Here is a 24831-nt window from a genome sequence, read left to right on the forward strand (position 1 = left end):
TTTTCAAAGACCAATTTCTTTTGCGCCGTTCCTGGCGACTCTTAATACTATATCAGGTATTTTAATTTTTGTCAACACTTTTTTGAAAAGGTACATATTTTTTTCGTGACTGCTCCCGATATAATGAAATAGCGTGTAGGTTGTCATTTCCAAATAAATCTTTAAAGTCTTGTATTCTCACGGTTAGCTCCTTAGTATATTTTATTATATTAAAGAATTCTACATAATTCTAAAGTTCTTTTTTGATAATTATTATCATTTATAATATTGTTCATTTGTAGTTGAAGCCCTTATTTTTCTTTATATTTTTTTACGCGATAACCCTTCCTATTTACAATATTCTTTATAAAATTCATACTAATTACACAATTTAATCTAAGACTAAAAAACATATATATATATTCACATACATACTATAATAATAGTATTTTTTTTGATCATTTTGGATAAAATCATAATATTATTTTCTTACAGGGAGGTACTATAACAATGATAAAACTAAATGATAATACCATCGATTGCAATTCAAATTTTGCTTTATCTTCTTTTAGTAATATTTTTAAAAATAAATTATTAGAAAAGTACAATAATATATATTCCGACTTGATTATACTCTGTATAGGTACTGATAGATCAACTGGAGATTGTTTAGGCCCTTTGGTAGGATATTTATTAGAGAAAAGATTATTTAGAAATAAAAATCATATTTATGTTTATGGCACCTTAGATAATCCTGTTCATGCTAATAATTTAGATGAATATATATCAAAGATTAATACTAATCATAACAATCCATTTATAATTGCTATTGATGCTTCCTTAGGAAATCTTGAAAGAGTTGGATTTATCTCAGTATGGGATGGACCTTTAAAACCTGGAGCCGGTGTTAATAAAAAATTAACTGAAATAGGTAATATCCATATAACAGGAATTGTTAATGTATCAGGTTTTATGGAATTTATGGTTCTTCAAAATACAAGATTAAATATCGTTATGAAAATGGCCGATATCATATCTAATTCTATACTATATTCTATAAATAAAATAAACGAGAAAAAGACTCCAAACACATGTCCTCTCTCTTAAAAACCTAATATTATAATAATGGAGTATAATACCCTCTATTTAATATTTCTTCTATTTGATCAATAGTTTTGTTATTAGCATTTATCAATAATGTTCCCTTTTTATTTTCTATAGACTCTCCTGTATCCATATCCATTATATTAGATAAACTAGAAATATCATGACCATCAGCCATATATATATATACATCAGAATTATTAGCTTCTTCATAATTAACCACATTATAACCTTTTCTTATTAATTCTTCGGCTAATTCATTTAATCCATTTTGTACTAATATATTTTTCATAAAAACACCTCCAATGATATACTGTGATTAGTATTTTCATTAGATATGTTTTTATGTATTTAAATTAAAACTTTTAATCTTCTCATATTAATATGTATATCTATATTTCCCTGTATAGTATTAATTTCACCATCAATATTTAAAAGCAACTTGTTTTTCGAATATATCCTTAATGATGATGCTTTAATAAATCTCACGTATTTCTTTAATTTTTTATGTTTGCCATTAAATGCCAAAGGGAACAAAAACAATATTTTCCATTTAGACATATTTTTAATTATACATATGTCAAGTTTATCATCTGTAATATCTGCCATTGGACATATCTTCATACCACCACCATAATATCTTCCATTTCCAACTGCCACCAATAATATTTCTTTCTCTATTTTTTCTCCATTACATTCAATTACTATATTCTTAGATTTAAACATAAATAATGTTCTCAAAATCCCCATAGTATATGCTAATTTCCCACTAAAAAAACTTTTAAATATTTTAGTATTCTCTACTATCTCAGCATCAATTCCAATACTAAACACATTCAAAAATATATCATTCTTTACATTAGCTATATTAATTTCTTTAATTTGTCCATTTATTATCCTTTTAATAGACTTATCAATGTCTAATGGAATATCTAACGTTCTAACTAAATCATTTCCTGTCCCCATTGGTATAATTCCTAATATTCCTTCATTTCTGTCTATAATACCATTAGAAACTTCTTTTATTGTTCCATCTCCCCCTACAGCTACTATAATACGATAGCCATCATTTAAAAATTTTTTTGTAATTATTTCAGCATCTCTTATTCCTTTAGTATATTTTATACAATATTTATATTTACTTTTATTAAAATATTGTTTTATAATGGGTACTATATCTTTCTTTCTATTTTTTCCAGCAATAGGATTTATAATAAATGCAATTTTCATTCTATCTAGTTGTTTTTCTCATTTTATCTTCCATATACAAAGTATTTCTCTTTGCCCTATCAATAGCTTGTATCTCTTCAATAGATAATTTATAATCAGACTCTCCATTTATCACAGGTTTTCCATAAGTAATAGATTCATTTCTACTATATAAACTTGATATTACAATTCCTGTATCATTATCATCTAATAATGCTAAAGAAAAACTTAAATCACTACCCATATCATCAAAAGCATTATATCTTATCATACCTATTTTTTGTATTGTGTTTTTTAATTTTTGTTCAATTTTTGATGTATAATTTTCCATATACTCAACTTGCTTCTTTACATTATTAACTTCATCTAAATGTTTGAATAACATCTTTTCAATACTTTTTTCTTCACTTCCTTCAAATATTTTATTATATTTTTTCTTTATATAAGACACTCTATATTCTTGAACTAAAAATAATAAAAACAAAAATAGTGAAAATAGTATAAGACCCATCATTATTTCATTAGTATATAAATCTAAAACATCAGTCACTGTCTCCATAGTCTTCTTCCTTTCAATATTGTTTATTTTACATATAATTTTTACATTGCTTCTATAGCAATCTTCTTTATAGCATCTAATGTACTCAATATATCTTTCTTTGTATTAAATAAACCTATACTAAATCTTATTGTTCCTCGCTCCAAAGTTCCTAAAGTTTTATGCGCCAGAGGAGCACAATGGAGTCCTGATCTAGTAGAAATATCAAATACATTATCTAAAATATAACTTATTTCTGAAGAATCTTCATCTCCTATATTAATTGATACTACAGGTGCTTGCTTTTCTGGATCTAAAGGACCATATATTTTAACACCATCTATAAGCTTTAATCCATCTAAAAATAATTTTAAAAGTTCTTTTTCATGTTTCATAATATTATCTATTCCTTTATCTAATATATATTGAACTCCAGCTCCTAACCCTATAATCCCTGGTGTATTAGGAGTTCCACTCTCATACTTATCCGGAAGTATATCAGGTTGAATCAATTCATGAGATTTGCTCCCAGTTCCTCCTTCCTTCATTTGAATTACATCTAATCCTTCTTTTATATATAATCCTCCTGTTCCTTGAGGTCCCAATAAGCTTTTATGTCCTGGAAAAGCTAATAAATCTATATTCATTCTTTCTACATCTATATGATATATTCCTGCTGTTTGAGCAGCATCAACCATATATATTATATTATGTTTTTTAGCCAAAGCACCAATTTTTTCTATAGGGTATATAGTTCCTGTAAGATTTGATGCATGAGTTGTAACTATTAATCTTGTATTTGCCTCTATAGCATTTTCTATATCATCTAAATCAACAAATCCTTTTTGATCACATTTTATTATTGTATTTTTTACTCCTTTTTGCTCCAATCCCAATATTGGTCTTAAAACAGAATTATGCTCCATTGCAGTAGTTATTACATGATCTCCTTTTTTTAAAAATCCTTTTATCCCTAAATTCAAAGCATCTGTAGCATTATAAGTAAATATTATATTCATTGGATTTTTAATATTAAAAAGACTAGCCAATTTTTCCCTTGTATCATAAATACCCCTTCCTGCTTTAAGCGCTAATTTGTGTCCTGATCTCCCCGGGTTCGCTCCAAAATCTTTCATAACATTCATTACTGTATCATACACTATATCCGGTTTCGGAAATGTGGTTGCAGCATTATCAAGATATATCATCTACTCAACTCCTTTGCACAATTATCATGATTTAATTATACCATAATATCTATAGTCATAATTGATTATTTTAATTGTACTTCGATCACATAAAATTTTATAAGAATATATTATGAGACCTTCATTGATTCAATGACACTTATAATAAAATATTCAAAAATTATTAAAAACATGAATACATTTTTAAATAAATAAGAATCATATTGAACTTACTAATGATTCAGAAAATTTAAACTGAACAATTAAATCCTAGTTAGATTTCTATCTTCAAGAAGCTATTACTTTGGTTAAAAATAAATCATGTTACCTTAGAAATGATAAAATTAATCTCTCTTCATTTCTAACATAACATGACTTTCTTTACAAAAATATAATAAACCATTTAAGCTATTTTTAAGCTTAATCTGTCTTTTTAGCAAGTTCATTTAAATTTTCCGATAACGCCGTTATTTCTTCTATACTTGCAGTTACTTCCTGTACAGCAGCTGCTTGTTGTTCTGTAACTAAAGCAGTATCGTCTCCCATTTTTACAGTATTCTTTATTGAAGATTGGATATTATCAATAAAAGATTCTATTTTTACAACCGTTTCTTTAGATTGACTAGATAAATTTCTTATTTCCTTTGCAACAATTCCAAACCCAAGCCCAGCACTTCCAGCTCTTGCTGCTTCGATAGCAGCATTTAACCCCAACATATGAGTTTCATCGGCTATTTTTTTAATAAATTCTAAAACTTCACTAATCTGTTCAGACATAGTATTAACATTGTCGATTTCTTTATTAAGACTATTTTGCGTATTAGTCAATTCTTGTGCTGATGCTGCTAATTGTTCCATAGTAGCTGCAATTTGACTTAAATTTTCATTCAATGTATTTGAAGCATCATTTAATTTATATTTATTATACCAATCTTTTACCATATTATTGGATAAAGAAAATAGCACTTCAGCAGCAGCAAATATCTGATCTTTAGATACCCTTTTTACTTTTTTCGAAGCATATATAAGACTGGATGATTCTACTCCAATTTCAGAAGCTATCTTTTCATACTTTTTTTCATCTTGCAAATTTTCTATTACTTGTCCACCAAGAATTGTTCCAATTAATTTTCCTTCAAGTATTATAGGTGCAGCAAAATCAACTAATCCTGCATGACACTCATGAATAACAGGCTTACCTGTTCTTAAAGCTTCTTCTCCTCCTTCTTTATCACATACTGAACATCGCTCACAACCTATTTCAGTTGAATGTACAATTTCGCAGAATTCTGTAAAATTACTTGGATTAGTTATAGGATTTCCTTCTAAATCTACAGTAACACTCGCTACTCCCACTGCTATTGCAAAATCATCTTGAATTTTTTGTAAAAAGTTCACATCCATTACATCTTGTATTTTTACATTTTTTAAACTTAGTTTAGACTTCTGATTATTCATAAAAATTTCTCCTTATTATTTTATATCCATAAATTTTTTGTTAATAATGTATTTATATACTATTAATTGTAATTATATTAGGATAATTTATTATTTGACAATTGAAAATAGTTTGATATACTTCATCCTTAGACTTACAATGTTCTATAGCATTTTTTACAGATGACACATTTCCTGTAAATGCTAATAATCCCTTTCCTCCTATACCATTTCCTAGTTTTATCTTTATTAACTCCACATCTGATGAGTCCCATACTATATCTGCTATTATTATAGATGAAACAACATTTTTAGTTTCTATAACTCCTAATGCATCCATATTCTCAGGTTCTATTTTTCCTTTCATTACAGAAAATATATGAGTATTAATATTGTCTATTATACAACTTTTTGTTATATATTTTTGACCTAATTCATCTCCTATACATACTGCTATTCTTACAGAACTTGTATTACCTTGTAATAAAATCATATATTTTCCTGGACAAATAGACCTTGCAACTAATACATCTACCTCTAATCTTTTAACAATATCATCTAAAATAGCTATTCCCTTTGATATACTAGATACTTCTATCAGTCCTACAGACTTCTTCAAAACGCATCACCACTTTATTTAATTATTTAAACAGCATTTTCTAACCTTAATAACTAAAATATAATAAATATTAAAAAACTACATATAAATATGGTTGTAGCAGGAGGATCAATATAAGTATTGGAATCAATATTTATCGTTCCGCCTATTAAGGTTCCCAATAAACTAGCTATAACTGCCGCTAATGCTCCAATAAACATATTTCCAGTTGCCATAGCTGCATATCCTGCAACCATAGTAATATGATGAGTAGTTGGAATTTCAAATCCCATTTGAACAAATATTAATGATGCTGCACTTATACAAAATCCTAAAGTGGTAATTTCAGTTAATATTATTAAATATGATATAACTAATCCTAATCCTAGGCCTATTATTGCATCACGCAATATTACACTAGACTCTAAAGTTATATTCTTTTCTTTCCTATTTACATTTTTAAATTTTCTGAAAATATTTATTTCTCCAAAAAGTATTCTAGCTATTAACCCAGATGTAAATACAGTTAATGCTACTGTATCAGTAGGTATATTCATATTTACAAATACACTATTTAAAATAAACCCTATGATACCAAAAAGACCTCCTATCACTAATATCATCGGATCTCCATATTTATTTAATGCTGCTGTTATGTCTAATCCTGTTTCTAAATGATTTCTTTTATTTGCTGCAAATGCTGTTGCAGCAACTCCTCCTGCAAATGCAATATGGGGTCCTAACAATGTTCCAAAAGTTATATCATTCAATATAGTTGCTGATCCTCCAGCAGCTATTACTGATATACCTATTAAACCTATAAATCCTGTAAAAATAAATGCCGGTAATGCTCCTAAAGCTGCTCCTAATATTCCTCCTCCAAAAGCAGCAAAAATTAGTTGTATATTCATACTAAATCCCCCTATTTTACTGTTTTTTATATTGTTTATTGAAATCCTTTTCCTTTAAAAAAGAAGGGACAAAAGTCCCTTTTATTTAATAGAAAATCCTCCTACTAATGAACACTTTCTCTTTCTTGCAAAACTTCTAGCTGAAGTTAATCCCTCTCCTGTCGGTCCTGCTATAGTAAATGTAGCATATCCTTCTCCTCCATATCCAATTCCTGCAAAAGAAGGAGCGTTTTTTACAAATATAGTTGTTTCTACTTTTCTAGCAAATCTTGTTAAATTATCTATGTTCTTAGAGTGCATAACAGCAGTATGTCTATTGCCCTGTTCCACTGATACTGCTAAGTTAATTCCTTCTCCTATATCTTTTACTCTAACTATAGGTAATATTGGCATCATCAATTCTTCTAATACAAAAGGATGATTCCTTTCAACTTCCATTATAACTACTCTAACATCTTCATCACATTTTATTCCCGCTGAATTTAATATAAATTTAGCATCTTTTCCAACATATTTTCTATTTAAATTTCCTTGCTTATCAAATACTATGTTTACTAAATTATCTATATCTTTCTTGTTATCTAAATAGTATACATTTTCCTTCTTCATTGAAAATATAAGATAATCTGCCACACTCTCTACTACTATTACTTCTTTTTCTGCAATACAAGGTAAATTATTATCAAAACTACATCCATCTATTATATCTTTTGCTGCTTTTTCTATATCAGCAGTCTCATCTACTAATGCCGGTGGATTTCCTGCTCCAGCTCCTATAGCTTTTTTGCCTTTAGACATAGCTGACTTAACTACTCCTGGTCCTCCTGTAGCTACAATCATTTTTACTTTTTCATGACTCATCATCTTCTGAGCATTTTCAATACTTGGATCATCTACTGTAACTACTAAATTTTCTGGCCCTCCTGCTCGTTTAATGGAATTGTTTATTATTCCTATGGTTTTCATTGAAATATTTTTAGCTCCAGGATGAGGACTAAAAACTACTGAATTTCCTGCTGCTATCATACCAATACTATTACAGATAACTGTCTCCGATGGATTAGTTGAAGGAGTTATAGCTCCTATTACTCCATAAGGTGAAAACTCTATCAATGCAAGACCTAAATCTCCCGAGTATATCTCTGCTTTTAAGTCTTCTACTCCTGGAGTCTTTTCTATAGTGAGTTTATTTTTAACTAATTTATCCTCATATCTTCCCATTCCAGTATCATTTACTCCTAATTTTGCCAAAATCTCTACATTTTCCATGAGATCTTCCCTCATAGCTTGTATAATTCTACTTCTATCTTCTAAACTGTAATCCTCAAAGAATATTTTTTGGGCTCTATATGCAGCTTCTATGGCCATATTCATATCTGAAAATACACCATTATTAGAACTTTTTCTTTCTTCATAATAACCTTCAGTATTAATTTTTTCTAAAACAATATTTACTATCTTTTCTATATCCATTGTTTCTACAGACATAATTATTAACTCCTTTCAATATCAAACACCTTTAGTGCATTTATTGCTATACTAATATCTTCTTCAACCGTTCCTCCACTTACACCTATACCACCAATAACTTTTTCCTTATGCTTTAATGGATAGCCTCCACCAAAGGGAACAATTTTGCCCTTATTACTCCATTGTATACCGTATAACTCACTATCTTCTTTTACTATTTCTGAAACTTTGTCAGTAGACATATTTAAAGCTAATGCTGTATATGCCTTATTCATAGATATATCTATACTTGCTAATAAAGAATTTTCCATTCTATGAACTAATACTATATTCCCCCCTGAATCCATAACAGTAAATACAACAGGTACTCCTAATTCTACTGCTTTTCTTTCTATTGCTTCTGCCATTCTTTTACTAAGTTTCAAACTAATATCTAATTCCTTTTTATTATCTTTTAGTCTATCTAATACCTTTAATTTCACCTCTTGAATAAAATTACATTTTTCTTCTATTCTTGCCATTATAAATAATAAATCGGAAAGCCTATTTAAATATTTCTTTATATAAGTATTAATTTCAGCTTGCTTATTTAGTGCAATTACTAATCTTTCTGACCTTCTAACTACTGTTCTAGCCATATGTAATGTCGATGATGAAATATCTCCTCCAGGTATTATAAAACTATCTTGGATTCCTATTTTTTTTGTGTATTTATCTATAGTTTTTTCCAATAACTCTATATCTCTTTGAACTATCTTATCAGTAAGATTTTTTATGCCTTTGCTATCACTGGCTATTTCAGCTCCCAAAACAAATAATTTCTTTTGTATATTTCTCAATTCATTTTTTATTTCATCATCATTTACTAAAGAATATGCTACTCCAATCATAGAATTTGCTTCGTCTACTGTTCCATAGCATTCAACTTGTAGGTTGTCCTTACTTATTCTACTGCCTCCAAACAAACTAGTCTCTCCTTTATCACCAGTTTTAGTATATATACTTCTCAAAGAATCACTTCCTTTTATTGGATAACTTCAATATTATCAATTATAGCCACTATAGATCTATCTATTGGTGATTTTTCATCATTAAAAACCTGTCTGGCAGAACTTCCAGTAGCTACAAGTACAATTTCTCCAGTTCCTGCTCCAACTGTGTCTATTGCTACTTCACATTTTCCTATAGCTTTATTTTCAGTATTTATAGGTTGTACTACCAAGAGTTTTTTTCCTGTAAGTCCTTGATTCTTAGTAGTTGAAACCACTACTCCCATTATTTTAGCTATATACATATAAAACCCGCCTTTAATTTGTTATATTTATACTAACTCCTATTTCCTTAGCTGCATCCTTTGCTAATTGAGTAACTATTGTATTTTCTGAAATTAATATCTCTTGATTATTATTTTTAGCTTTTAAAATATCTTCTCTAGTAATTAATCTCTTTTTTGAAAAGTTTTTCTTTACTTTTTCATATTCACAGAAATTAATATTTTCTTTACATTCATGGAGTTCTTTAGCTCCCTTAAAATCTATCCCATATTTTTTTAATATTTCTATATTATTAATCAACATATTCCTATATTGTTTATTTTCACTCACTTGAGGATTACAACCTTCCTCCGATGCAATTATAGGAACACCTGACATTATACCCCATGATATTAAATACGTTGGCAATGTATCAGATATCCCCATTGCTATTTTTATAACAGAATTTCTAGTGAGTGTAGGAATCACTATTTTATCTATATCTTTTTTTAGATAGTCTATTTCTTCTGAAGTTACATCCACATATATATTTGATACCTTTAATTCCTTTTTGATACTTTCCTGGTCCAATATTCTCTGTGCATTCTTGGATAAAACTACTTTGAAACTATAATTTTTTTTACTCATTGCTTTCAATGACTTTAAAGCATCAGTATATCCTGATATAGAACCTGTAAATACTACTAATACTTGTTTTTTTTGATATTTTATTTCACTAATAATCCTTTTTGCTACTTCTTTAACAATGATTTCTATAGTATCATTATCAATCAATATATTTCTCCTCCCTTTTACAATTTAATGCAATACCTAAGGGAGTAACTAGAAGGGGCATAGATGGTTTTATACTTTCTATGCCTGTATATTTTGTAAACACATCCTCAAATTCACTGAAACTACATGCCCCTCCAACTATATATATCTTGTTCACGGAATAATTAGATATATGTCTTTTTACTATATCAGCCATCTTTTCTATAACTGGTCTTATTATGGTGAATACTTCTTTCTCTCTTTTAACATCTTTTTTCATATTTTCTGCTTCATCAAAAGAAAGTCCATAACTTCCAGACAGTACTAATGTCATATGGGTACCTCCCGTGGGTTCATCAGCTACATATATTACTTCTCCATCTTTTAATATACTTATACCAGTAGTTCCTCCACCTATATCTACTACAGCTCCATCAGTAATTTTCAATACAGAAGCTGCTGCTGTAGGTTCATCAACTACATTTATAACCTCTATGCCAACGGATTCCACCACATTAACTATAGCATTTGTATTTCCCTCCAAAGTTCCTGGAGGAATAGCTACTGCTGACTCTTTTATATCTCTACCCAAAATAGTTTCTACCTCTAGCTTTAATTCTTTAACTATATCTATAGCTTTAACATAATCTACTACTAGACCATCCTTTACTACATTTGCTTCTCTAGATGCTCCTGCTATAGGATCTCCTTTTTCATCTACCACAGCTAATACTATATTAGCTGTTCCTAAGTCTATTCCTATCTTTAAATTTTCTCCTTTAAATCGACTATCTTTATTTACTATTAAACTATTAAATTTTTCAATGTATTCATTTACATATGAAAGATTCATATAAATACTCCCTTTTATTTTTCTAATATCCTTACTCTATCACCATTTTTTAACCCTGAAGAATTTGCTTCATCCATATCTATATGCATTTCTAAATTATATTTATCAGAAACTCTTATTAATACATTGTAAAAGACTGTCTTTCTCATACCTTCTATTAATACAGCCACCATATCCCCATTATTAAACCCATGTTTTCTAGCATAGTCTATAGGCATGTGGATATGCCTTAATGCTGCTATTACTCCATTATCCTTTTCAATCTTTCCTTTAGGTCCTTCTATAATTATTCCTGGTGTATTACCAATATCTCCAGATTCCTTAATCAAGGGAGTCATTCCTAGTTTAAATCCATCAGATATAGATATTTCTATTTGCGTATTTTTTCTCACAGGACCTAATATTCTTACCCTTTCAAATTTACCCTTTGAACCTCTTATAGTTACTGTTTCCTTAGCTGCAAATTGTCCAGGCTGACTTAAATCTTTATATTTTGTAAGATTATATCCATCTCCAAATAATTTATATAAATCCTCCTGACTAAGATGTATATGTCTATTGGATACACCTACAGGGATAAATTTTTCATTTTTTTCTAACTGTTTTTTTACTTCTTCTGTTATTTTTTCAATTAATACCTTATCAATTTGTGGCATAAAACCCTCTCTCCCTATACTTGTATTCCTATATTTATTATTCTTTATCAACCTTTGGTAAAATTCTTTCTGTATCTATATGAGGTCTTGGAATTACATGTACAGATACTAGTTCTCCTACTCTCTCTGCTGCAGAAGCTCCTGCATCAGTAGATGCTTTTACTGCTCCTACATCTCCTCTTACCATTACTGTAACTAATCCTGAACCTATTTTTTCATATCCTATTAGTGTAACATTGGCTGATTTTGTCATTGCATCTGCTGCCTCTATTGCTCCTACTAATCCTTTCGTTTCTATCATTCCTAATGCTTCTCCCATTGTCAATTCCTCCTTTTATTTTTGTTGTGTATACAAAGAGATCTAGATTCGCCTTTTTTTCGAGGGCACTTAGGATCTCCACAAATATTACAAATATCTTCCTTTTTTATATTCTTATCTATCTTCGAAGAATCTTCTTCTGACCTATCCATTTTATATTGATTCTCTAATTCCTTAACATCTTTTAAATTAATGCTTGGAATTTCTTTTTCTTTATTCTCAATTTCTTTATTTTCCTGTTCTTTTTCCTGCTCTTCTTTTTTTGTATCAACATTAAATAACCCAACAGTCTCCATACTTTTGATAAGTCCTTGTATTTCATCATGAGGTCTAGGTATAACAAGCTTACTCCATACTTTATTGACTTTTTCAGCAGCAGCACTACCGGCTTCCAATGCTGACTTTACTGCTCCTACATCCCCTGCAAATTTCACTGTCACAAGTCCATGTCCTTTTGTTAATTCATAACCTAAAAGTTTAATATTTGCAGATTTTACTGCAGTATCAGCAGCCTCTATCCCTGCTGCTAACCCAACTGTTTCTATCATACCTAGTGCAAATTTGTACAAATATTACACCCCCTCACCGCATAGTTTCTCTACCACTTCCGTAACAATTTTTTCGATATCTATATCTTCTTCATTACTTTTTTCTATATCCAATAAATTTTCAAATTTTTCTTCAACATTCTTATCTTTAAAAGTCTTAAAAGGTATTCCTTTTATTAACCTAGCACTATTAGCTCCTAGATTCCTTAAATTAATATGTCCCTCATCTATATTAATCTTAAATAAGGGTTTATTTTTATCTAGCTTTTGATAATGTAATATTATATCTCCAGTATTATCAATACCTATGCCAACACTTAATCTAGAACTCTCCGCTGCATCATATGCTAATTTTACAGCATTATTCAATTCCTTAGATACACACTGATATGGAAGTCCTTCCTCTTCTATTCCCCATAACAATGAGGTATATAAAGACCAATCTTTTATTTCATTTGAATAATATACATTTATAGTAGGGTTATTATTCATTTTCTTTCCCTTCCTCATATGACAATACTAATCCTGTAGCCACTGCATTTCTGGGACCCTCTATTCCTCTTATGTTAGCTCTTCCTGATACTATTCCATACTGTGCTAAACTATTAGTAACTAATTGAGGAATTTCAAAATCTAGTGCCGAACCTCCTAATAATGCTACATAATCAATATCCCTTATATTTCCCGTTGTACTTACCATCTTAAGAGCTCTTATAGCGTTAGTTACAAATACCCTTTCCTTAGAAGTTTTTCTAACCATTTTTATTTTTTCAAGAGATTCATTTATAGGAATAGGAATCATGTTACCTTCCTTCAATATTACTACTCTAGCAAAAACCTTAGGATCCAATTGATTTTCAAAGAACTCCACTGATCCATCTTCATGCCTTATATGGAAAAGACTTTCTACTTTAGCAAGAGAATATTTTTTGATATCTTCGGCTAAATCTTTGTCTTCCAACCCCAATTCAGTATTTATAAGCATAGTTACCATATTTCCAGCACCAGCTAAATGCATAGATTTTATTTCTCCATCTCTACTAATTAAAGATGCATCAGTAGAACCAGCACCCATATCTAATATAGCTAACGGTGTATCACTACCTGGTGTAGTAAGAGCCCCTCTTATAGCCATATCTGCCTCTATTCCACCAACTTCTACTTCAACTCCTATATCCTTTTCTAATTCATTTGCTATCATCTGCATCTGTAACTTATCTGATTTTACCATTGCAGCAATCCCTACTGCATTTTCCATTGAAAATTCTCCTGCTAATCCTCCCTTTACCTTCTGTGGCACAAATGTATCTACTGCTAATAAATCTTGTATTTTTATACTATTAGGATGATTATTTGTAAGGTTTGCCATAACTTGTCTTACTTTCTCTAACATTCCTCCTGCATTAGTTCCTGGTTCTCCCTTTATATCTTCTATAGGGATACACTCCTTTAATACATTCATTATTTCTGACGCCCCTTCATCTACTTCTATATTCATTTTTCTTCTTTTTCCTAATACATTTATCTTTCCTGAAGGGATTTTACGTTCCTTTACGTCTCCTTTAGGAGTCTTTATTACTACTGCTGACCTATTTCCTATAAGGGCTCTAGCTATTGGTACTATCATTTTAGTCTCTTGGGAATCAAGACTAAATTCTGTTGCTATTCCAAAGGGATTAGAGAGAATTTCTACCACACCACCTACTGGAGCTACTTCTATAGCCGTTTTTACTCCTTCATGTACTTTTTCTATCAAAGATACCTCATCAACTATTGGAATCACTCTAGATATTCTATTATTTATAAGTACACCATCATCATTTTGAACTATAGCTCCCTGTATATCCAACCCACTTCTAATAGCCTTATCAATATTTGATGAAGCTTCTAAAAAATCCACATCCTTAGGTATTATAACTATTAAAGGTTTTTTTTCTTTAAGCTTTTTTATATTTTTTATATTTATTGTATATCCAACACCCAGCCCTACTCCTCCTGGTGTCGATGGATTGTGTCCAATCATCGTAGATTCAGTAATTATAGTTTCAGTAATAGTTTCCATTGCTACATCACCTATTACTGGAGCTGCTTCATTTATCCTAACCAAATCTAAATCTTTAATGTCTAATTTTCCTTTTTTTAAAGCTTGATTAAGAGAGGAAAATATCCCATGAATATTTTCTATAGTTCCCTTTATACCTGTAGTTTCAACTATTCCACTAGATATAAATTCAATCCTTTCATCATGAATCTTAGCTACGGCTGTTTCTGTAGTAGCATTTCCAATATCTATACCTGCTATTAACTTCATATTTGAACCTCCAAAATGCTATCAAGCTAACTATTCTTTTCTAAGCATATCCCTTTTTTCATACACTTCTGCCGCTTCCTTTACAAAATTACTATTTATTACTGCATTATAATCATTTTTCAATTCATCAGCTATTTCTAAAAGTTCTGATTTAGTAGAACGATTAGGTCTAAGAGCATTATATATAGCTAATATTCTATCGTCTGGTATTGATATGAGTTCTGATGCTCTTCTTAAATTTTCAGCAAAGGCATTCCTACCTACTCCTTCAGCAACTTGAGCTTGAATTTCCAATGTCTCTGGAGCTATCCTCACATCTTTAGCATTTATTTTTCCTTCTAATACTCCATTTAATGTTATTTCTTCCAATTTTTTATCTGTAGGTGTTCTAACTAATTCTGGTTTTTTTGTTGCTAAAGGATAATCCTTTTTTGGATCTATATCATTATTGATCTTTTTGTCATTCGACTTAATCTTTACTCTTTCATCTGTTTTTTCACTCATTGACATCATTACTTCTTTTACGATTTCTTCTATCATTTCATTATTCATTATTTTCACCTCCAAAATTAAAGTTGAAATTTTATTTCTTGAGTTTTAGAATTTTTATTCACATGTTCTGTTTCTTTTATATGCAATAGTGCCGCTAATGCTTGATATTTTGGTCTAGCCATTTGATCATTAATTGTAAATACTGGATTTGGAGATTCTCCCTTTGCATACTTAGCTGCATTTTTTCCTATAGCCCTATATATATCTAAAGTTATTACTGGTGCTTGAGGAAACAACTCTAAATTACTCAATGGAAATAAGTCTTTTTGATGAATAACTATAGTCCCTTTAGACTGTAATCCTATACCTATTCCTGAACCACTTAATTTTGCCGCATCCAATCCTATAAATGCTACATCTGAAGTCCTTTCAACTCTTACAATACGAGCTATTAAGCCTTCCTCTTCTATACCAGCAATCAGCTCTCTCAACACCTTATCATGAGATAAATTATTTATAGTTTTATTTTGATATATCCCAAATGCTGGTGCAACACCTATTACTACTTCATCTTTTCTAGTACCTTTTTTCGCTTCTCCCATATCCTCAAAATTTATACTACCAGTAAAATCATTTTTCTTTTGATTAAAGTTTGATGAATTATCAACATTACTATTTAAACTTTTTAACACTTCATTCACTATTTCTTCAATAATTTTTTCATTTACAGCCATTATTTTACCTCCTCTCAATATCTTTATTCTTATTCAAAATCCTCTGGACTCTTAGCATTTGGAATATCTTTTATCTCACTCCATCTTTTTTCACTTAACCTATATCCAGTTCCAGGTCCCATATAATCATTACAATCATTTACTGCACTTATAACATTAAATTCACTATCTAATATTGATGATGTATGAAGATAATCTCCAGAAACTCTCTGTTTTAACATGTTAAGAACTCTTTCTGATATATCTTCAAATCCATTTTCATAAAGTGCTTTTACTACATCTATACCTGTTACACCTGTTTTCATCATTTCTCCAGCAGCTTTTATATCTTCTACCATATCCCTCTCTGGCATATCTTTACTTCCATGAGCATATGTAGCAGACTCTACTTCTTCATCTGTTATTTTTGGTAACCCTAAACCTTTAAATACAGCTTGAATTGCCTTAGCTGCTTTATTTCTTATATTGACAATTTCTTTTTCAGATACTGGTTTCAATCCTCCATCTACTTTTAGATCTCTCTGAATAATATTGTAATCATCAAAATCTTCAGCATCAAAATTTGAACCAGCAAACATATTATCATAATTAGGTACAGCACTATATCCTGAGAATATAAAATCTGTTCCTGGTAACATTTGCATAAGAGTTCTTGCAGTTCTTCTCATAGGTGAATGAGAAAAAGTCTGATCATTACCTGATGCAACTTCCATATCTAACATTGTAGTTATAAGATTCTCTGCTAATACTGCTCTAATTCCTGATGGTACTGAACCAGGAACTCCTATACAACTTATAGAACCATTTTGTAAACCTTGTACTCCTGCTCCTCTAGTAATATATATACATCTTGCCTCAAGATAAAGCATAGATTTTCCTTCTGCATATCCCATCAACACCTCTGAACCAGTACCAGATGTAAACCTCATTTTAAGCCCTCTAGATGCATAAGCAGATGCTAAAAATCCTTTTGACCAAGGAGTATCATCTCCATCTACAAAAACACTTTCGGTTCCATATACAGAGACAGTTTCTGCATAACAAGTTAATCCTCTCATACCAAGCTCTAATTCTGTAGCTTCTTCAACAGCACATTGAGTTAATATACCTGCTCTTCCAACCTGAGCACCTGTTAATAATGCTAATGCATTTAATGGTGCATATCTTGCCACAGCTACTGTCGTTTCCATTTCATCAAATCCTCTTAAAGCTGCCTCTGCTGCATCTGCTGCAATCTGTACAGGGTTGTCCTTTAAATTAGTTACATGACATTGATTTGAAGGTGTTTTTCTTGCTCTCATCTTTTGTAATGCCATCATCATTTCAACTACATTCATTTTTTCAACTACATCTACTATTTTGGCTGGAGTCATGGCTGTAGTTAATTTTATTATTTCTTCTCTAGGTACATCTACATTAACAATCATTTTTGCTAATTCTGTTGAATCTTTTTGCATAACTTCAAGAGCTTTATCTAAATTTATAGCATAATCAGCTATAAAAATATCTATCATATCAAAATCATTTCTATTTTTTCCGTCTAGTTCTACTACATTTCCATTTTCTATTTTTATACTTGGCCTTGGATCATTAGGTCCATTCATTGCCATTAATCCAACTTCAGGCCATTCCTTTACAAATCCATCTTTATTTACTTCTCTTTGTTCTAATATTTCAAATCTTTTTGACCTCTTCATATTTTTCCCCTCCTTTTTGCATATTAAATATATGGTGTAGTATCTGTTTTAGGTTCTTCTCCTAAAGTAGATAATAATTTTATCCCTACTTCTCTTGCAGCAATAACAGACTGTCTAACCGCACCTGAATCTCCACTTACTGCTAATATTACCTCATTTGAAAAACTAGTTCCTTCTGCAGGAGAAGAATATGCTATTATATCTACATTTGCTGCCTTAACAGCAACATCAGCAATCAATACCCCTATAGCTGCTGGTGCTCCTACAATCAATCCAAAAGATTTACCAACAGGTGCGCCAAAAGCCTTTTCACAAGCATAACTTGCCCTAGCCGTATATTGGAATTCTAAATGTCCTGCTTCATTTCCATAAACATCTCCAAAAGTTCTATCTAATTCCTTTAATGTCACCTCTACTGCTCTTCTTGCATCAGATACATCTTCAGCTCCAAATATAATTAATGAGCCATGACCTGCTCCTCCCTTAGTATCTCTAGGTAACTCTATAGTGATTATCTCTGTATTTGTAGCCTTCACAGCTTCATCAGCTGCCATTATTTGTGGTCCTGCTCCAGTACGCCCCCCTACGATACCTATAGATCTATATTTTTTATCTAATTTCATAAATTCATGTAAATTATAATCTACATTTGCTATTACTAGACCAATAGTATCTCCTATTGCGGTTCCTACGAATTCAGTTAACTCACAATTTTTTTTGCACATTTTTGAGTCTATTTTTTCTTCTATATTTTCATCACTTGTATCTAATTTTTTCATTACTTCTTCCATTATTTTTTCCATTAATTTTTCTTGCATTTTTACACCTCCAAATAATCATATATTATCTAGGTAAAATGTTTTCCACATCCTTATGAGGTCTTGGTATCACATGTACTGAAACTAATTCTCCTACTCTCTCTGCAGACGCAGCCCCAGCATCTGTTGCTGCCTTTACAGCTCCAACATCACCCCTAACCATTACAGTTACTAAACCAGATCCTATTTTTTCATAACCTATAAGTTTAACATTTGCTGCTTTAACCATAGCATCTGCTGCTTCAACTGAACCTACTAATCCCTTTGTTTCAATCATTCCTAAAGCTTCATTTCCCATAATTAACCTCCTTCATAAATTGAATTAAACAAGTCTTAAAAGCTAGTTCTTATATTTAATAATAATACTTTTCAAATAAATATCCCTGTATTCTTTTATAGTAATAAGATAAAAAAGTGTTTTATTAATATAAATTAAAAAGGACAAAAAAGTATCATATGGATCCATATGATACTTTTTTGTCCTTTTTATATATTTTTCTATTATCTATTTTTATTATTCATAAATAATTATAATTTTCTATATACACCAGTTACCATTCATCTTAACTACACCTGGTCTTAAAGGATTATCTTTAAGTTTTTTTATTCTTTCTTCCTTTTTTCTTTTTCTATAATTTGAAGGAGTCTCACCATACTTTTTTCTAAATACTTTGCTAAAATAATTAGATTCATTATATCCTAACTCTATTGATATATTTAATATGGACTCATCTGTATTTTCTAATAATTCTCTAGCTCTTTCCATTTTACAATTTGTTAAAAAAACTGAAAATTTCATTTGTAATTCTTTTTTAAATAATTTACTTAAATAAGATGTACTCAAATTCACATGATTTGCAACATCAGTTAATGTTATACTATTCTGAAAATTGTCTTGTATATATTTTATAGCTTTAGAAAATTCTTTAGTATAAAATTCCTCTAAGAATACACTTTTTTTATTTTTAACATTTAAATCACCTTGATCAGATATATAATATTTTTCTAATAAATTTATTATTTTTTTACCTCTTATAGGTTTAAGAACATAATCATCTATATTTATTCTTATAGCTTTTTGTGCTAGATTAAAATCATTATATGCAGTTAATAATATTATTTTTTTATCACAATGTTTTTCTTTTATTATCTTTGCTGCCTCAAGACCATCCATACCAGGCATTTTTATATCCATAAATATAATATCAGGATTAAATGTTTCAGTCAATTCTACTGCCTCATCTCCAGAAGCAGCCTCTTTTATAATATCAACATAATCAGCATTCTTCCCTATAATTATCTTTAAAGCTTCTCTTTCCAAATATTCATCATCCACCAATAATACTCTACACATTTAAAACTCCCCTTAAATTGTTTATTCGTGGTATTCTAATCTTAACAGTAGTTCCTTTCTCTTTTTTGCTCATTATATTTATTCCATATTCATCACCAAAACAATTTATTAGCATACTATTTACATTTTTTATTCCTATACCAGTAGATTTACTACTCGTTTCATACTCAATACCTCCTAAAATCATTTCAACTTCATTTTCAGACATCCCCACTCCATTATCTTCAATTTTAATTACTAAATCTTCTCTTATAATTTTCCCTGTAATATTAATAAATCCCCCTTTTTTCTTGGGTTCTATACCATGATTCACAGCATTTTCCACAAAAGGTTGTAATGTCATAAATGGTATCTTTGTATCTAATACATAGTCAGGTATATCTATATTATAACTTAATCTATCAGGAAACCTAATTTTTTGTATACTTAAATATTTCTCAATATAATTAAGTGCATCATTTAAAGTAACTATTTTTGTGGATTTTTCCAGAGTGTATCTAAGCATCTCAGAAAAAGAAAAAACTGTTTCTTCTGTCTTTACTGCTCCTTCCAATAATGCTAATCTTCCTATAGTATTTAATACATTAAACAAAAAATGAGGATTTAATTGAGATTGTAGTGCTTTAAGTTCTGCATTTTTTAATGCTTTTTCTAATTCTGACCTAGTTTTTGTCTCTTTAAGCAACTCCATATTTTTTTTATTTAACTCCTCTTGGTAAATACTGGCCAATCCTTTTTCTACTATATGATTAGCAACAATATGCATCATATGAGCTGCTGCATTTACTTTTTCATAAGATATCGATGGAACCTCTTCATATGCAGATAAAATTTCAGGATCTTTTTTCCAAGTTTCTATAGTGTCTTTTATCCTTTTATCTTCTATATCTATTTTTTCATTAATCTTTATCTGTCCGGCCATTATAGATCCCAAATATTGTTCATTTACAACTATTGGAATTGCAAAATCTACTAATCCAGAATGGCATATATATATGTGTGGTCTTCTATACCTTACTGCTTCTAATCCCCCATGGGCATCAGAATAAAAACATCTTTTTTTACATTTATGATCTTTTCTGATAAGATTACAAAATTTAGAAAAATTACTATATTCAGTTATGGGTACTCCAGTATAATCTACTGTAACTACAGCTAGTCCAGTAGCATTAGAAAAATAATTTTGAATATTTTGTAGAACCTCAGTATCTATAACTTCAGAAAGGTGAAACAAATTCTTCATATTATATTCCCCCGTTATAAATTATAAACAATAATTGATTTTAAAGGAAAGCTAACTCTCCTCTAAAATCAATTACTATAGGCCTTAATAAATATTTTTTTTATACTATTTTTATCAGCTTTTTTTGGATTTCCCTCAGTACAAATATCATTTATTGCTAATTTAGACATTTCATCTAAAACTTTATTAAACTCTTTTTCATTAATTCCTAAACCTTGTATAGTTATTGGAATATCCAATTTCTTATTTAAAACCTTTATTGCTTTAACTAAAGACATAACTCCTTCCCTTATACTAGAACAAGGTAATCCTAATATTTTAGATATATAAGCATATTTTTTAGCACAAGAATTTTCTAACTCTTCATAATATTCATCAATTTCTGAATTATATTCTATTACATAAGGCAATAATACTGCATTAGCCCTTCCATGGGATATTTTAAATTTTCCTCCCAATGCATGTGCCATACTATGATTAATTCCTAATGCTGCATTTGTAAACGCTATCCCTGCCATACATGACGCATTATGCATTTTCTCTCTAGCTAATGCATCTTCTTCATTTGTATAAGCAATTAATAGATAATTAAATACTGATTTTATGGCTCCTTCAGCCAATATATCTGTATAATCACAAGACATATTAGAAGTGAATGCTTCTAATGCATGAGTTAATACATCAATTCCTGTATCTGCTGTAACTTTAGGAGGTACTGTACTAGTAAAATCAGAATCTAACACAGCTAAATCTGGAAACATTATATCCTCATTAAAGGCCATTTTCATCCCATTTTCACTATTAGTAATAACTGAATAAGATGTAACCTCAGAACCTGTCCCACTAGTTGTAGGTACTGCTATAAAATAAGGATTTTGCACATCTTTAATATCTTTTTTCTTTATTAAATTATCAAAAAATAACATCATACCTTTAGCTGTATCTATCGAAGAACCTCCTCCTACAGCTATAATAGTATCAGGATTAAAATTCAATATAATTTGTAATCCTTTAACCACTAGATCAACAGTAGGATTTGGCTGTACTTTAGAAAAAATTTCGTAACCTGTTGATTTTATATCTAAAACTTTTGTTATTTTTTTAACTATATTAAATTTAACCATAAATTCATCTGTAACTATTAATACCTTTCCTAAATCCATGTATTTCAAATACTGTATTGCACCTTTTTCATGTACAATTTTAGGTGATAAAATAAAAGTTTTCATAGCTATTTCCTCCAAATCTTTTAGAAGTACTCTAGCTTTTAAGACTTGTTTTATATAAATTAATTATACTACAATAAATATTCAAATACAATGTAAGTATATATTTCTCAATAAAATTCCAATAAATAATAAAATTATCTGTCAGAAAAATATCTTTTTAATTATTATTTCTACAAATTTTTCTTAATTTGTCTTTTCATTACTCTTTCTTCAATTAAAAAATTCATATTAAAACCTATATATAAAATTTTTTACAAAAAATCATGTTTATGTTATTATATGGTTTTTGCTAAAGTAACTATTATTAAAACTATCATATTATTTACATATAATAAAAATGGTAGCCTAGGCTACCATTTTTATTATAATATATATTTTTCCCTTTTTGTATAATGAGTGTGTAACAATTCGTGAGCCTTATGACTATTTGGCTTTTCTAAAAATTCATCATATATTTTTTTAATCATTGGATTTTCATGTGATTTTCTTATTTTCTTATCCTTATCTTCACCATAAAGAGCCTTAGCTCTTTCCTTCCTTATATCTTTAGTCCATCTATCTTTTGCTTTTATATATGGCTGTCCTCCACCTGCTACACAGCCTCCTGAGCAACCCATTATTTCTATAAAATGATATTCTTTCTCTCCATTTTTTACCATATCTAACAATTTACTTGCTTGCCCCGTACTATGAGCTACAGCAATATTCAAAGTATGATCTCCTAATTCTATAGTAGCTTCTTTTATTCCTTCAACTCCTCTAACTTGTTGAAACTCTACATCTTCCAACTCTCTTTCTAAAACTACTTCTGCTACAGTTCTAAGAGCTGCTTCCATAACTCCACCAGTTGTTCCAAATATAACACTTGCACCAGTAGATTCTCCTAAAATTTCGTCAAAATCTTCATCTTCTAATTTTAAGAAATCTATTCTAGATTCTTTTATCATTTTTGCTAATTCTCTTGTAGTTAATACTGCATCTACATCTTGCAATCCATCATTAGACAACTCTTCTCTATCCGCTTCAAATTTCTTTGCAGAACATGGCATGACAGATACAACATATATATCCTCTGGATTAATTCCATTTTTTTCAGCATAATATGTTTTTATCACTGCTCCTGTCATTTGAGCTGGAGATTTACATGATGATAAATTATTCAAGAATTCTGGATAATATAACTCACAATATTTAACCCATCCCGGAGAACAAGATGTAATCATTGGTAATGTTCCACCATTATTCAATCTACCTAATAATTCATAGCCTTCTTCCATTATGGTTAAATCTGCTCCAAAATCAGTATCAAATACTTTATCAAAACCAAGTTTCCTTAATGAAGCCACCATCTTTCCTGTAGTTCTTGTTCCCATCTTTAATCCAAATTCCTCTCCTAAAGCAGCTCTCACTGCAGGAGCTGTTTGAACTATTACATGTTTTTTAGTATTATCCAATGCTTCCCATACATAATCAATTTCTTCTTTCTCCCTTAAAGCAGCAACAGGACATACAGATATACATTGACCACAGTTTATACAAGGTATATCATTCATTCCTCTTTCAAATGCTGGAGCAACAATTGTATCATATCCTCTATTTGTAAATGCTAACACACCTACATTTTGAACTTTATTACATACACTTACACATCTTCCACATAAAATACATTTATTTGGATCCCTAACTATTGATGGAGATGAAGTGTCTACTGGGCGAACTGATTTTTCTCCAGAAAAACTTATTTCATTTATACCTAAATCATCCGCTAAAGTTTGTAATTCACAATTTTTATTTCTAGCACAAGTTAAACATTCTCTATCATGATTAGATAATATTAATTCTAAAGTTGCTTTTCTAGCTTCTCTTACCTTTTTGGTATTAGTTTTTATCCTCATACCTTCAGTCACGGGTAATACACAAGATGTTTGTAATGTTTTAGCTCCTTCAACTTCAACTAAACACATTCTACAAGCCCCTACCTCATTTACATCCTTTAAATAACATAATGTGGGTATATCAATACCATTATTCCTTGCAGCTTCAAGGACGGTAGAAGTTTCAGGTACTTTTATATCTTGATTATCTATATTAATAGTAATCATATTCATATTCTACAC

General features: G+C 29.8%; 27 protein-coding genes. 1 reads left to right on the forward strand and 26 read right to left on the reverse strand.

The genetic code is table 11. The features are described from left to right. Window positions 1-489: 489 nt before the first annotated feature. Window positions 490-1086, forward strand: a complete 597-nt coding sequence (yyaC, locus tag GOQ29_RS02735) for a spore protease YyaC (protein ID WP_203371100.1) — start codon at window positions 490-492, stop codon at window positions 1084-1086. Between the two features lie 10 nt (window positions 1087-1096). On the opposite strand, the gene GOQ29_RS02740 is transcribed toward yyaC, so the two are convergent. From GOQ29_RS02740 to GOQ29_RS02865, 26 genes are all read right to left on the reverse strand, one after another. Then, window positions 1097-1375 carry a YkuS family protein gene (locus GOQ29_RS02740; protein ID WP_203371101.1) on the reverse strand — a complete coding sequence of 93 codons (279 nt, stop codon included), beginning with the start codon at window positions 1373-1375 and terminating at the stop codon, window positions 1097-1099. Between the two features lie 59 nt (window positions 1376-1434). Continuing rightward, window positions 1435-2313 carry a diacylglycerol/lipid kinase family protein gene (locus GOQ29_RS02745; protein WP_203371102.1) on the reverse strand — a complete coding sequence of 293 codons (879 nt, stop codon included), beginning with the start codon at window positions 2311-2313 and terminating at the stop codon, window positions 1435-1437. A 1-nt stretch (window position 2314) separates the two neighbouring features. Further along, a complete protein-coding gene (locus GOQ29_RS02750) occupies window positions 2315-2851 on the reverse strand; it encodes a DUF4446 family protein (RefSeq protein WP_203371103.1) in 537 nt (178 codons plus the stop codon). Window positions 2852-2892: 41 nt separating this feature from the next. Continuing rightward, window positions 2893-4038: an aminotransferase class V-fold PLP-dependent enzyme gene (locus tag GOQ29_RS02755; protein WP_203371104.1), complete on the reverse strand. Its 1146-nt coding sequence runs from the start codon at window positions 4036-4038 to the stop codon at window positions 2893-2895. A gap of 399 nt (window positions 4039-4437) precedes the next feature. Then, window positions 4438-5475, reverse strand: a complete 1038-nt coding sequence (locus tag GOQ29_RS02760; RefSeq protein ID WP_203371105.1) for a PocR ligand-binding domain-containing protein — start codon at window positions 5473-5475, stop codon at window positions 4438-4440. 52 nt (window positions 5476-5527) lie between these two features. Next, window positions 5528-6073: a BMC domain-containing protein gene (locus tag GOQ29_RS02765; protein ID WP_203371106.1), complete on the reverse strand. Its 546-nt coding sequence runs from the start codon at window positions 6071-6073 to the stop codon at window positions 5528-5530. Window positions 6074-6126: 53 nt separating this feature from the next. Then, window positions 6127-6963, reverse strand: a complete 837-nt coding sequence (locus GOQ29_RS02770; protein ID WP_203371107.1) for a DUF7973 family transport facilitator — start codon at window positions 6961-6963, stop codon at window positions 6127-6129. Window positions 6964-7044: 81 nt separating this feature from the next. Next, window positions 7045-8451, reverse strand: a complete 1407-nt coding sequence (locus tag GOQ29_RS02775) for an aldehyde dehydrogenase family protein (protein WP_203371108.1) — start codon at window positions 8449-8451, stop codon at window positions 7045-7047. Window positions 8452-8456: 5 nt separating this feature from the next. Then, the gene (locus GOQ29_RS02780) at window positions 8457-9443 is read right to left on the reverse strand and encodes a cob(I)yrinic acid a,c-diamide adenosyltransferase (RefSeq protein WP_203371109.1); all 987 of its coding nucleotides are present in this window, start codon (window positions 9441-9443) and stop codon (window positions 8457-8459) included. Window positions 9444-9457: 14 nt separating this feature from the next. After that, on the reverse strand, window positions 9458-9727 hold the full coding sequence (locus tag GOQ29_RS02785) for a EutN/CcmL family microcompartment protein (protein ID WP_203371110.1): 270 nt from the start codon (window positions 9725-9727) through the stop codon (window positions 9458-9460). A gap of 13 nt (window positions 9728-9740) precedes the next feature. Further along, window positions 9741-10481 (reverse strand): flavoprotein, encoded by a 741-nt coding sequence (locus tag GOQ29_RS02790; protein ID WP_203371111.1) that lies wholly within the window; start codon window positions 10479-10481, stop codon window positions 9741-9743. Next, window positions 10474-11313, reverse strand: coding sequence for an ethanolamine utilization protein EutJ (gene eutJ, locus GOQ29_RS02795; RefSeq protein ID WP_203371112.1), 840 nt, complete (start codon window positions 11311-11313; stop codon window positions 10474-10476). The genes GOQ29_RS02790 and eutJ overlap by 8 nt, the downstream gene beginning before the upstream one ends. A gap of 14 nt (window positions 11314-11327) precedes the next feature. Next, the gene (gene pduL, locus GOQ29_RS02800; protein ID WP_203371113.1) at window positions 11328-11969 is read right to left on the reverse strand and encodes a phosphate propanoyltransferase; all 642 of its coding nucleotides are present in this window, start codon (window positions 11967-11969) and stop codon (window positions 11328-11330) included. Window positions 11970-12006: 37 nt separating this feature from the next. Then, complete coding sequence (gene pduA / locus GOQ29_RS02805) at window positions 12007-12288, reverse strand: BMC domain-containing protein (RefSeq protein ID WP_203371114.1); 282 nt, start codon at window positions 12286-12288, stop codon at window positions 12007-12009. 2 nt (window positions 12289-12290) lie between these two features. Then, entirely contained in the window at window positions 12291-12857 is a 567-nt protein-coding gene (locus tag GOQ29_RS14815) for a BMC domain-containing protein (protein WP_213018394.1), read from the reverse strand. A 3-nt stretch (window positions 12858-12860) separates the two neighbouring features. After that, window positions 12861-13328: a glycerol dehydratase reactivase beta/small subunit family protein gene (locus GOQ29_RS02815; protein ID WP_203371115.1), complete on the reverse strand. Its 468-nt coding sequence runs from the start codon at window positions 13326-13328 to the stop codon at window positions 12861-12863. Then, on the reverse strand, window positions 13321-15147 hold the full coding sequence (locus GOQ29_RS02820; protein ID WP_203371116.1) for a diol dehydratase reactivase subunit alpha: 1827 nt from the start codon (window positions 15145-15147) through the stop codon (window positions 13321-13323). Before GOQ29_RS02820 ends, GOQ29_RS02815 begins: the two co-directional genes overlap by 8 nt. Before the next feature lie 30 nt (window positions 15148-15177). Then, entirely contained in the window at window positions 15178-15699 is a 522-nt protein-coding gene (locus GOQ29_RS02825; RefSeq protein WP_252187494.1) for a diol dehydratase small subunit, read from the reverse strand. Between the two features lie 17 nt (window positions 15700-15716). Next, the gene (locus GOQ29_RS02830) at window positions 15717-16373 is read right to left on the reverse strand and encodes a propanediol/glycerol family dehydratase medium subunit (protein WP_203371117.1); all 657 of its coding nucleotides are present in this window, start codon (window positions 16371-16373) and stop codon (window positions 15717-15719) included. A gap of 29 nt (window positions 16374-16402) precedes the next feature. After that, window positions 16403-18070, reverse strand: a complete 1668-nt coding sequence (locus tag GOQ29_RS02835; protein ID WP_203371118.1) for a propanediol/glycerol family dehydratase large subunit — start codon at window positions 18068-18070, stop codon at window positions 16403-16405. A 23-nt stretch (window positions 18071-18093) separates the two neighbouring features. After that, a complete protein-coding gene (pduB, locus tag GOQ29_RS02840; RefSeq protein WP_203371119.1) occupies window positions 18094-18888 on the reverse strand; it encodes a propanediol utilization microcompartment protein PduB in 795 nt (264 codons plus the stop codon). Window positions 18889-18913: 25 nt separating this feature from the next. Continuing rightward, complete coding sequence (eutM, locus tag GOQ29_RS02845) at window positions 18914-19186, reverse strand: ethanolamine utilization microcompartment protein EutM (RefSeq protein ID WP_203371120.1); 273 nt, start codon at window positions 19184-19186, stop codon at window positions 18914-18916. A 240-nt stretch (window positions 19187-19426) separates the two neighbouring features. Then, window positions 19427-20242: a response regulator transcription factor gene (locus GOQ29_RS02850; protein ID WP_203371121.1), complete on the reverse strand. Its 816-nt coding sequence runs from the start codon at window positions 20240-20242 to the stop codon at window positions 19427-19429. Then, the gene (locus tag GOQ29_RS02855) at window positions 20235-21485 is read right to left on the reverse strand and encodes a sensor histidine kinase (protein ID WP_203371122.1); all 1251 of its coding nucleotides are present in this window, start codon (window positions 21483-21485) and stop codon (window positions 20235-20237) included. Before GOQ29_RS02855 ends, GOQ29_RS02850 begins: the two co-directional genes overlap by 8 nt. A 68-nt stretch (window positions 21486-21553) precedes the next feature. After that, window positions 21554-22714: a 1-propanol dehydrogenase PduQ gene (locus GOQ29_RS02860; protein WP_203371123.1), complete on the reverse strand. Its 1161-nt coding sequence runs from the start codon at window positions 22712-22714 to the stop codon at window positions 21554-21556. Window positions 22715-23076: 362 nt separating this feature from the next. After that, a complete protein-coding gene (locus GOQ29_RS02865) occupies window positions 23077-24822 on the reverse strand; it encodes an NADH-dependent [FeFe] hydrogenase, group A6 (protein WP_203371124.1) in 1746 nt (581 codons plus the stop codon). Between the last annotated feature and the right edge of the window lie 9 nt (window positions 24823-24831).

This window comes from Anaeromonas gelatinilytica (assembly GCF_016820635.1).
Taxonomy (GTDB): domain Bacteria; phylum Bacillota; class Clostridia; order Tissierellales; family SIT17; genus Anaeromonas; species Anaeromonas gelatinilytica.

Coding starts and splice junctions, on each gene's coding strand:
- GOQ29_RS02740 (WP_203371101.1), bottom strand. CDS start 1,375: ATGAAAAATATATTAGTACAAAATGGATTAAATGAATTAGCCGAAGAA.
- pduB (WP_203371119.1), bottom strand. CDS start 18,888: ATGCAAGAAAAATTAATGGAAAAAATAATGGAAGAAGTAATGAAAAAA.
- GOQ29_RS02850 (WP_203371121.1), bottom strand. CDS start 20,242: ATGTGTAGAGTATTATTGGTGGATGATGAATATTTGGAAAGAGAAGCT.
- GOQ29_RS02770 (WP_203371107.1), bottom strand. CDS start 6,963: ATGAATATACAACTAATTTTTGCTGCTTTTGGAGGAGGAATATTAGGA.
- GOQ29_RS02825 (WP_252187494.1), bottom strand. CDS start 15,699: ATGAATAATGAAATGATAGAAGAAATCGTAAAAGAAGTAATGATGTCA.
- GOQ29_RS02865 (WP_203371124.1), bottom strand. CDS start 24,822: ATGAATATGATTACTATTAATATAGATAATCAAGATATAAAAGTACCT.
- GOQ29_RS02855 (WP_203371122.1), bottom strand. CDS start 21,485: ATGAAGAATTTGTTTCACCTTTCTGAAGTTATAGATACTGAGGTTCTA.
- GOQ29_RS02750 (WP_203371103.1), bottom strand. CDS start 2,851: ATGGAGACAGTGACTGATGTTTTAGATTTATATACTAATGAAATAATG.
- pduL (WP_203371113.1), bottom strand. CDS start 11,969: ATGCCACAAATTGATAAGGTATTAATTGAAAAAATAACAGAAGAAGTA.
- GOQ29_RS02815 (WP_203371115.1), bottom strand. CDS start 13,328: ATGAATAATAACCCTACTATAAATGTATATTATTCAAATGAAATAAAA.
- eutJ (WP_203371112.1), bottom strand. CDS start 11,313: ATGAATCTTTCATATGTAAATGAATACATTGAAAAATTTAATAGTTTA.
- GOQ29_RS02755 (WP_203371104.1), bottom strand. CDS start 4,038: ATGATATATCTTGATAATGCTGCAACCACATTTCCGAAACCGGATATA.
- pduA (WP_203371114.1), bottom strand. CDS start 12,288: ATGGGAGAAGCATTAGGAATGATAGAAACGAAAGGATTAGTAGGAGCA.
- yyaC (WP_203371100.1), top strand. CDS start 490: ATGATAAAACTAAATGATAATACCATCGATTGCAATTCAAATTTTGCT.
- GOQ29_RS02820 (WP_203371116.1), bottom strand. CDS start 15,147: ATGAAGTTAATAGCAGGTATAGATATTGGAAATGCTACTACAGAAACA.
- GOQ29_RS02830 (WP_203371117.1), bottom strand. CDS start 16,373: ATGGCTGTAAATGAAAAAATTATTGAAGAAATAGTGAATGAAGTGTTA.
- GOQ29_RS02860 (WP_203371123.1), bottom strand. CDS start 22,714: ATGAAAACTTTTATTTTATCACCTAAAATTGTACATGAAAAAGGTGCA.
- GOQ29_RS02835 (WP_203371118.1), bottom strand. CDS start 18,070: ATGAAGAGGTCAAAAAGATTTGAAATATTAGAACAAAGAGAAGTAAAT.
- GOQ29_RS02745 (WP_203371102.1), bottom strand. CDS start 2,313: ATGAAAATTGCATTTATTATAAATCCTATTGCTGGAAAAAATAGAAAG.
- eutM (WP_203371120.1), bottom strand. CDS start 19,186: ATGGGAAATGAAGCTTTAGGAATGATTGAAACAAAGGGATTAGTAGGT.
- GOQ29_RS02760 (WP_203371105.1), bottom strand. CDS start 5,475: ATGAATAATCAGAAGTCTAAACTAAGTTTAAAAAATGTAAAAATACAA.
- GOQ29_RS02775 (WP_203371108.1), bottom strand. CDS start 8,451: ATGTCTGTAGAAACAATGGATATAGAAAAGATAGTAAATATTGTTTTA.
- GOQ29_RS02785 (WP_203371110.1), bottom strand. CDS start 9,727: ATGTATATAGCTAAAATAATGGGAGTAGTGGTTTCAACTACTAAGAAT.